Origin of the sequence: Mycobacterium sp. (assembly GCF_049673265.1) — a bacterium.
In the GTDB taxonomy this organism is placed as follows: domain Bacteria; phylum Actinomycetota; class Actinomycetes; order Mycobacteriales; family Mycobacteriaceae; genus Mycobacterium.
This window is the reverse complement of the sequence record NZ_JBATXN010000037.1, coordinates 1-8637: the sequence shown is the minus strand read 5'-3', so window position 1 is coordinate 8637 and position 8637 is coordinate 1. Positions and strand designations below refer to the sequence as shown.

Sequence of the window (8637 nt, the reverse complement as noted above, 5' to 3'; positions counted from 1 at the left end):
AAGTACCTCCAGCAGCGCCGCGCCGGGGTCGCCGCGGTAGTCCGAACCGACCTTGTCGATCTCGTCGAGCAACACGACGGGGTTCATCGAGCCGGCTTCGCCGATCGCCCGGACGATGCGTCCGGGCAGCGCGCCGACGTAAGTGCGTCGGTGCCCGCGGATTTCGGCCTCGTCGCGCACACCGCCCAGAGCGACGCGAACGAACTTGCGGCCCAGCGCGCGGGCGACGCTCTCACCCAGCGATGTCTTGCCGACCCCAGGCGGACCGGCCAGTACCATCACCGCGCCAGAGCCGCGGCCGCCGACGACCTGCAATCCGCGCCGGCTCCGACGAGCACGCACCGCCAGGTACTCGACGATGCGGTCCTTGACGTCCTCCAGCGCATGGTGATCGGCGTCCAGAATGTCGCGCGCCGCGGCCAGATCCGTCGAATCTTCGGTCGTGGTGTTCCACGGCAGGTCGAGCACGGTGTCTAGCCACGTGCGGATCCAGCCGCCTTCCGGGCTCTGCTCGCTGGAGCGTTCCAGCTTGCCGACCTCACGCAGCGCCGCCTCGCGGACCTTGTCGGGCAGGTCGGCAGCCTCGATACGAGACCGGTAGTCATGCGATCCGTCGGGTTCACCCTCCCCGAGCTCCTTGCGAATCGCGGCCAGCTGCTGGCGTAGCAGGAATTCCTTCTGCTGCTTTTCCATGCCCGCGCGGACGTCTTCGGCGATCTTGTCGTTGACTTCGACCTCGGCGAGGTGGTCGCCGGTCCAGTCGATCAGCACCCGCAGTCGCTCGGCGACATCCTCGGTCTCCAGCAGCTGGCGCTTCTGCACACCGGTGACATACGACGCGTAACCGGCCATGTCGGCCAGCGCCGACGGATCGGTCAACCGGTTGACAACGTCAACCAGCTCCCACGCCTCGCGCCGCTGCAACATCGCCAGCAACAGCTTCTTGTATTCGGCGGCCAGCGCTCGAGTTTCGTCGCTGGGCTCCGGCTCGGTGACCTCGGTCACCTCGACCCACAGCGCCGCGCCTGGCCCGCTTGCCCCGACGCCGATCTGCGCCCGGCGCTCACCGCGCACGACCGCGGCGGTGCCGCCACCGGCGATGCGCCCGATCTGCAAAATTGTCGCCAGCACGCCGTGGGACGGGTAGCGGTCGTCGAGCCGCGGGGCGATCAGCAGCTTGCCCGATTCGCTGGCACGAGCAGCGTCGACGGCCGCTCGAGCAGCATCGTCCAGGGCGATCGGCACGACCATGCCAGGCAACACGATCGGGTCACTGACAAACAACACCGGCACTGATTTGGCTTCAGCCATCGATCCTCCAAAGTTAAGCCTGATGCGCTCAACCTGGATCGGATCCAGTTTGTTCCCGACATGCGGCTGCTAACCGGAGGCGGCGCGCTGGCGGGCCCGGAAGGCTTGAACTTTTGCCTTGTTGCCGCAGGTGCCCATTCCGCACCACTGCCGGTTCTTGGCTCGCGAGGCATCCAGGTAAAGGCGAGTGCAGTCCGGATGGGCACAACGTTTGACGTTCTCGATGTCGGTGCCGGCGAGCAGATCGAGCAGGTCCGCGGCCACGCTCGCCAGCAGTTGCGGTGCGGTGCCTTCGCGGCGGGCAGCGCCGGTTCGCAGCAATCGTGGCGTCAGCTGAGGCTGCGATGCCCACTCGTTGAGCAGTTCGACGTCGGCGGGTTGGGGCCGGCGGCCCTCGAGCCGCGCGGCGACGGTCCGGTAGATGGCTTCCCGCAACTCAACCGCGGCCGCCAGGTCATCGCCGGTGACAGTGAGGGCGCCGTCCAACAGCCCGGCCTGAATTGCCCAGTCAGACAGCTGTTTCGGCGTGGTCAACAGCTCCTCGCGCGAGCTGTGCCGGTGCTTCATGGTGCCGACGAAGTCGAGGCATCGACGGCCGCTCAGGTAGACGAAGGTCACAAGTAACCACCTTGACAGGTTTCACCATCAGGCGCAACGTGTAACTGTATAGACCGGTTACAACGGGAGAGACTCAGTGAACGCCATCAGCGCCCCCGCCGTCTAACTGAGTAACCAGCCGATCTATTTGGCAGTGAAAGGCGAAAGGACTCAACCGAAATGGACCTCTACCGCATCACCCACCCACTGAGATTGGCCAGAGGCTCGCACCAGCCCGGTTCCGGCAAGGGATGCGCGATGAACGTGGTTTCCTACATCAACGGCGACCAGCAGGTTACTGACTTCCCGACCTGTTCGGCCCGGCCGTTGAGCCTGCTCGTCCAGTCAAGCAACGATTTGCTGGCGGGGCCGGACGGCTACCTGTCACCCGAGAACAGTGTCGTTGCCCTGGGCCTCGCCTGGCAGACGGTAGGAACCGCCGACGTTCCCGACACCGTCGTACATGCGTGGCTCGCCGAACTGTTGACGAATCCAATCTGGGGAGTGCTTCAGTACGCCAAGATCACCGCGCACAAAGCGATCCTCGATATCGCAGAGCTGCACCGAGCTGCCGTGTCGGGTCACATGCCAGCCGTGGCGGACTGGGATGCTGCCGGCCGCGCCGCGCACGCGGCGGCCACGAGGCTGCGCGGCCGCGGAATGCGCGCTGTCCAAACCGCGTACGAGTCGACCAGGTTCGTGGACAGCGACTTGCTGATGTCGCTGGACAAAGTCGTCGTGCATGCCCAGAACGCGCATGCCCTAGCGTCCGGGGATGCCAGCACGGCGAGCCGAATAACCGCACTCACCGGCCGCGCGATCGCCTCGTGGCGGAAGCTGGCCGCGCTGGAACCCAACAAGGCCCGTGCCGTCGGGCCGGCGCTCCTCGGCAGCAACGCGGTTGACAGGGACCAACTTCCGACACACGCCTAGCGCATGTGTCCGCCGCCACCCATGTGCATACCGCCGAAGTCGTGCATTGCGCCTATGTCATGGGGCATCCCGCCACCCATCGGCGGTGGCGAAATCGGGGCGTCTGGCGGTGGCGCAATCGGGGCGTCTGGCGGTGGCGCAATCGGCGCGTCGGGCGGTGGCGCGATCGGTCCGCTGTCGGGCGGCGGCGATACCGGCCCGTTGTCGGGCGGTGGCGCTATCGGCCCGTTGTCAGCCGGCGTTGCCGGTGGCGGAGTGCCCGCGGGCTGCGTTGGCGGAGCGTAGGGGCCTCCTGCGCACACCGGGTTCGGGTTGCTGACGCATGCGGGATCTGCCGGGCCGGTGGGAATGCCGGAGTTTGGCTGAGGCGGAGGCGTAGGCGGAGCGTACGGACCCCCCGCGCACGCCCCGTTAGTGGGCTGACTGATGCATGCGGGATCCCCCGGACCCATCGGGGTGGCGGGAGGTGGCGGGGGCCCTGGGAGCTGGCATTGAGGTAACCACGGCATCGTCACACATGCGGGATCGGTGGGATCGTCAAGAGGTGCTAGCGCATTCGCCGGAGCGGTCGCACTCATCGCGGCTAATCCAATAAATAGCGCGACTGCTGTCGTTGTCGTGGCACGGACTGCCGAAACCATCGCAGAATTCATCCATCGCTCCTTAAGTGCGGGCCCGAACGGGCCACAGTGGGCGTTTGCTGTTAGCGACACAACACCTCAAATGGTTGCACGCTCGTTTCCGCGATGCGGATGAAATTAGGTAAAACGCAGTTGGTAGCGATTGCGTGAAAAACACTCCAGCCACGGCGCGCCGACCGGCGTACTGGCTGGCGGCGGCGACATCGGCAGCGGAGCTGGGCAAAGCACCTGGCGAAATGTGTGTACGTAGAGGCATGCCGCGGAGTTCAATAGACGCATTTCGATTGGAATCTCACAAAGTGTCCGCTTTTCCGGACTTCATATTTCCTAACACGAAGAGCGGCCCAAACGCGGACACGAGGATCGGAAGGAATGCCCCGATGAACTTCGCTCGTACAGCAACTCGAATGATGACCTCGGCGCTGCTGGCCGCCGGGGCGGCGGTGGGATTGGCAGCGGCTGGCGCTCACGCCGACAATGGCGGTGGCAATGGTGCCCCGGACAACCATTGCCGGAGGCGTACAACTTTCAAATCACGCCGGATGGTGGCCTGTCGATGACCGGCCCGGTGCCAGGTGCCGTGAACTGGGATATGACGGTCTGCCACGACTGGTACCACAAGATGGTTGACAACGGCAACGGGACCAAGACCAACACAGTTGTCGGGGGCAGGTTGCTTCGATGAATTGCGGTCTTTTCTGGTGCCCGGTGCCGCCAGGAACGCCCGCACCTTAGGGCTCGCCCACGACACCTCGCATCAGCGCGGCGGCGTTACCGGCCCCAGCCGGCGCAGCTGCGTCACGTGCCTCGGCGAAAGCTCCTCGAGGCACGTGACACCGAGCAGCCCCATGGTGCGGGTCAGCTGTCCTGACAGAATCTCGATGGCGCGACGAACGCCAGCTTCGCCACCCGCCATCAACCCATACAAGTAAGCCCGCCCGACAAGCGTGCAACGTGCACCGAGGGCGATTGCAGCGACGATGTCGGCGCCGGACATGATCCCGGTATCAAGCAGGATCTCGGTGTCCTTGCCGAGTTCACGTGCCACAGCGGGCAACAGATGAAACGGCACGGGAGCCCGATCAAGTTGGCGGCCACCATGATTGGACAACACGATGCCATCGACACCGCGATCGACTACGGCGCGGGCGTCGTCCAGGGTCTGGATGCCTTTGACGACAAGCTTGCCCGGCCACTGCGCCTTGATCCACGCCAAGTCGTCGAAGGTAAGGCGGGGGTCGAACATGGTGTCGAGGTATTCGCCGACGGTGCCCGACCACCGATCCAGCGAAGCGAAGGCCAACGGCTCGGTGGTCAGCAGGTCGAACCACCACCGCGGGCGCGGTACGGCGTTGAGCACGGTCCGCAGCGTCAACGCCGGCGGGATCGACATCCCGTTTCGCGCGTCGCGCAGCCGCGCACCGGCGACCGGCACGTCAACGGTGGCCAGCAGGGTGTCGAACCCGGCATCGACTGCCCGCCGCACCAATCCCATTGAACGGTCCCGATCGCGCCACATATACAACTGAAACCACCTGCGGCCCTGCGGAGCAGCAGCCGCCACCTCTTCTACCGACGCGGTGCCAAGAGTCGACAGCGAGAACGGGATCCCAGCCGCCGCGGCCACCCGGGCACCAGCGATCTCGCCCTCGGTGTGCATCAGCCGGGTAAAGCCGGTCGGCGCGATGGCGAATGGCATCGCCACCGGTTGGCCCAGCACCTCCCAGTCCGTCGCGACCTTGCTGACGTCGCGCAGGATCGATGGGTGAAACTCGATGTCGCGGAAGGCTTGTCGCGCACGCCCTAGCGAGATCTCATCCTCGGCCGCGCCGTCGGTGTAATCGAAAGCCGCCCGCGGCGTCCGCCGCTTGGCGATGCGCCGCAGATCGTGGATGGTCTGCGCCTCGTCGAGCCGGCGTTGGGTGCGGTCGAAGCGGGGCTTGCGGAACCGGATCAGCGGCGCCAGGTCACGCACTTTAGGTACCCGCCGTTTGACCACTGTGCCACGGTAGGGCACATGGAATCGACAAGCGACCCCTTTGATCTCCAGCGTTTCGTTGACGCGCAGGCACGGGTTTACCCGGACGTCCTCGATGAGTTGCGGGCCGGCCGCAAGCGCAGCCATTGGATCTGGTTCATCTTCCCGCAGATCGCCGGGCTGGGCAGCAGTCCGACGGCCGCCAAATATGCGATCTCCTCGCTCGACGAAGCCCGGGCGTATCTGCGGCACGACTTGCTCGGATCGCGGTTGCACGAATGCGCACGGCTGGTCAACGCCGTGCAAGACCGGTCGATCGGTGAAATCTTCGGGTCTCCCGACGACTTGAAGGTGCGCTCATCGATGACATTGTTCGCCCGCGCGACCCCAGACAATCAGGACTTTGTCGAGCTGCTCGAGCGGTACTACGACGGGGAGGAAGATCGGCTCACGGTGGAGCAGCTGAGCTAGACGGGCCGCAGGATTCGCCAGCCATGCGGCTCGATCGACACCCGGTCGACGACTTCCTGCGGCGGCGCACCACTTCCGGCGATGACGTGCGCCTGGCCCACGCCCAGCTCGCCCAACACGACCTGTAAAGCGGTGTCGTCGATGTTGAGCGCCACGACAAGCGCGTCGTCGCCGTGTCGTGACTGGTACACGTAAAAGCGGTTATCAAGTCGCAACGCCGACGTCGACGCGGCATGTAGCCAAGAGTGTCGGCGGCGCAGGCCGACCAGGTATTGGTGCAGCCCCCATATCTGGGTACCGCGTGCATCCACTTGTAGTGGGGGAGAACCGAATTCCGGACGTACCGCGTCATCCCCGCCGAATCGCTCCTCCTTGATCCCGTGGTAACCGAGCTCGTCGCCGGCGTAAATGCTGGGAATGCCGCCCACCGTCATCAGGACCGCCAGGGCGTGGGCGAGGTGCTCAGGACGCTGCAGTTGGCTGGCGATACGGGTGACGTCGTGATTGCCGATGAACGTCAGCGGCGGAAAGCTTTGCACGAAACTGTTGTGGCGCTGCATTGCCCAGTCCAGCTCGTAGAAGTTTCCGTCGTTGAGGCTGCTCCAGATTGCCTTCCACAATTCGTATTGAGTGACGGAGTCGAACCCGGTTTCGTGGACCACCGCGGCGTAGTCACCGTGGATGAGCTCTCCGACGAACCAGGCATCCGGCTGGAGCTCACGCACCCTCGGCAAGACCGTAGCCCAAAACTGGTGTGGCACAGCGTACGCAGCGTCCAACCGCCAACCGTCAGCACCCCGTCGCAACCAGTGCGTCATGACGTCGGCGGTGTAGTCTACGACCTCGGGGTTGTCGTGGTTCAGGGTCAGCAGGCCGTCGTGTCCTTCGAAGGTGTGAAAGCGACCGGGCCGGCCGCGAAACCAGCGCGCGGCCGCGTCGAAGTCAACACCGACGTGGTTGAACACACCGTCGAGCAGCAACCGCAAACCCCGTCGGTGCGCTTCGGCGACGAGGTAGTCGAAGTCGTCATCGTCACCGAGCCGAGGATCGATCCGGTAGTGGTCGGTGGTGTCGTAACCGTGGGTGCGGGACGAGAAGATCGGCCCCAGTGCAACTCCAGACGCACCGAGCTGGATGGCGTGGTCGAACCAATCGGCGATCCGTCGCAGCCGGTGTTCACCAGGATCCGGCGACGCGGTCGCCGGGAAAGCCCCCACGAACCCGAGTGGGTAGACGTGCCACCAGATCACATGCCGGACCCACGGCGGCACCGTCACCGCCGGTACCTGGCTTCGTACAGGGATTTCACCTGCGCCTCGAGTTCGGGCGCGGGGCCATCGGCCACTGCTCTGGGCGCCACGGTGTTGATTGGCAGCATGGCCACCGGCGGTGTGGGCACCTGCCATTCCGCCAGCCACCGGGTCAGCTGCGCGCACGACGTGGCGTAGACGATGCGCCCGAGACCAGCCCAGGCGTGCGCAGCCGCGCACATCGGACACTGCTCGCAGGACGTATACACGGTAGTCCGAATGCGATGAACCGGAGCCAAATTCGCTACCGCCCATCGAACGATCCCCAGCTCCGCATGCAACGTCTGGTCGCCATCCGTGACGCGATTGTGGTCCTCGTAGAGGGTGCGGCCTTCGGCGTCGACCAGGATCGCGCCGAAGGGGCCGTGCCCATTGTCGAGTGCGGTTTGGGCAAGTTCGACGCAGCGACGCAGTCGTTGCAGATCGACCTGGCTCACGACCACAGAGCCGAAGTCTACGGCCTAGCCGATCGCCGCCAGCGTTTGAGCCGTAACGATCGCCTGCGCGACACCGGATACGATGGCCGCCACTTTCAACGCCTCGAGGATGGCTTCGCGGTCGACACCGGCCTCGCGCAGGGTGTGCTCGTGGGCGGTCACGCAGTGCGAACACCCGTTGATCGACGACACCGCAAACGACCACAGCTCAAAGTTCGCTTTGTCTACGCCGGGGTTGCCGATGATGTTCATCCGCAATCCCGGACGCAGGTCGTCGTATTTGCCGTCCAAGAAGCCGCGGCCGCGGTAGAACACGTTGTTCATGCCCATGATCGACGCGGCGGCCAACGCCGCCTGATATGCCTCGGACGACAGGTTGTCAGCGGCCTCGGCGCCAATCTCGGTCAGCACCTGGGCATTCCGCGTCGCCGCGGCACTGGCCAACAGCGTGCCCCACAGCTGCTCGGCGCTCAGCACGGTGCTGCGGGTGATCGAGCCGAGGTTGAGCTTGAGGTCTTTGGCGTATTCGGGTAGCGCGTCCTTCAAGTTGTCGATACCCATCAGGCCGAGCGCCTCAACTCTTCGCCCGCGTCGATCGTGGGGTCGCCCTGGCGCCAGTTGCACGCGCACAACTCGTCGGACTGCAGCGCATCAAGCACCCGCAGCACCTCGTCGACGTTGCGGCCCACCGAGCCGGCGGTCACCGAGACGAACTGGATCTCGTTGTTGGGGTCGACGATGAACGTGACCCGATCGGCGACGCCCTCGGCGTTGAGCGCACAAGTGGCCTCCACCAATTCGCGCTTGATGTCCGAAAGCATCGGGAACGGCAGCTTCTTGAGGTCCTCATGGTGGGCACGCCACTGGAAATGCACGAACTCGCTGTCCACCGAAACCCCGAGAACCTGCGTGTCGCGGTCCTCGAACTCGTTGTTGAGCTTGCCGAACGCGGCGATCTC

Annotated in this window: 10 protein-coding genes; 3 read left to right on the top strand and 7 right to left on the bottom strand. The window is 65.1% G+C overall.

Annotated elements, in window-relative coordinates:
* A partial coding sequence (locus tag WBF82_RS01320) for an LON peptidase substrate-binding domain-containing protein (protein ID WP_424381307.1) occupies positions 1-1311 on the bottom strand: 1311 nt, incomplete at its 3' end.
* A 69-nt stretch (positions 1312-1380) separates the two neighbouring features.
* Positions 1381-1929, bottom strand: coding sequence for a CGNR zinc finger domain-containing protein (locus tag WBF82_RS01315; RefSeq protein ID WP_424381306.1), 549 nt, complete (start codon positions 1927-1929; stop codon positions 1381-1383).
* A 159-nt stretch (positions 1930-2088) separates the two neighbouring features.
* Here WBF82_RS01315 and WBF82_RS01310 point away from each other — a divergent pair, with 159 nt between their 5' ends.
* Complete coding sequence (locus tag WBF82_RS01310) at positions 2089-2841, top strand: hypothetical protein (protein ID WP_424381305.1); 753 nt, start codon at positions 2089-2091, stop codon at positions 2839-2841.
* 54 nt (positions 2842-2895) lie between these two features.
* Complete coding sequence (locus WBF82_RS01305; RefSeq protein WP_424381304.1) at positions 2896-3126, top strand: hypothetical protein; 231 nt, start codon at positions 2896-2898, stop codon at positions 3124-3126.
* Between the two features lie 1113 nt (positions 3127-4239).
* On the opposite strand, the gene WBF82_RS01300 is transcribed toward WBF82_RS01305, so the two are convergent.
* Entirely contained in the window at positions 4240-5481 is a 1242-nt protein-coding gene (locus WBF82_RS01300) for an alpha-hydroxy acid oxidase (protein WP_424381303.1), read from the bottom strand.
* Between the two features lie 18 nt (positions 5482-5499).
* Between WBF82_RS01300 and WBF82_RS01295 the strand changes: the two genes are divergently transcribed.
* Positions 5500-5931, top strand: coding sequence for a DUF1810 domain-containing protein (locus WBF82_RS01295; RefSeq protein WP_424381302.1), 432 nt, complete (start codon positions 5500-5502; stop codon positions 5929-5931).
* Here WBF82_RS01295 and WBF82_RS01290 read toward each other — a convergent pair.
* From WBF82_RS01290 to WBF82_RS01275, 4 genes are all read right to left on the bottom strand, one after another.
* Complete coding sequence (locus WBF82_RS01290; protein WP_424381301.1) at positions 5928-7208, bottom strand: alpha-amylase family glycosyl hydrolase; 1281 nt, start codon at positions 7206-7208, stop codon at positions 5928-5930. The genes WBF82_RS01295 and WBF82_RS01290 overlap by 4 nt on opposite strands.
* Positions 7205-7684, bottom strand: coding sequence for a nucleoside deaminase (locus tag WBF82_RS01285; RefSeq protein WP_424381300.1), 480 nt, complete (start codon positions 7682-7684; stop codon positions 7205-7207). The genes WBF82_RS01290 and WBF82_RS01285 overlap by 4 nt, the downstream gene beginning before the upstream one ends.
* An 18-nt stretch (positions 7685-7702) precedes the next feature.
* Positions 7703-8239 (bottom strand): alkyl hydroperoxide reductase, encoded by a 537-nt coding sequence (locus tag WBF82_RS01280; protein ID WP_424381299.1) that lies wholly within the window; start codon positions 8237-8239, stop codon positions 7703-7705.
* A partial coding sequence (locus WBF82_RS01275) for a redoxin domain-containing protein (protein ID WP_424381298.1) occupies positions 8239-8637 on the bottom strand: 399 nt, incomplete at its 5' end. The genes WBF82_RS01275 and WBF82_RS01280, both read right to left, overlap by 1 nt.

Bases quoted from the DNA above. Each gene is read 5' to 3' on its own strand.
- WBF82_RS01305 (WP_424381304.1), top strand. From the start codon at position 2,896: ATGTCATGGGGCATCCCGCCACCCATCGGCGGTGGCGAAATCGGGGCG.
- WBF82_RS01295 (WP_424381302.1), top strand. From the start codon at position 5,500: ATGGAATCGACAAGCGACCCCTTTGATCTCCAGCGTTTCGTTGACGCG.
- WBF82_RS01280 (WP_424381299.1), bottom strand. From the start codon at position 8,239: ATGGGTATCGACAACTTGAAGGACGCGCTACCCGAATACGCCAAAGAC.
- WBF82_RS01310 (WP_424381305.1), top strand. From the start codon at position 2,089: ATGGACCTCTACCGCATCACCCACCCACTGAGATTGGCCAGAGGCTCG.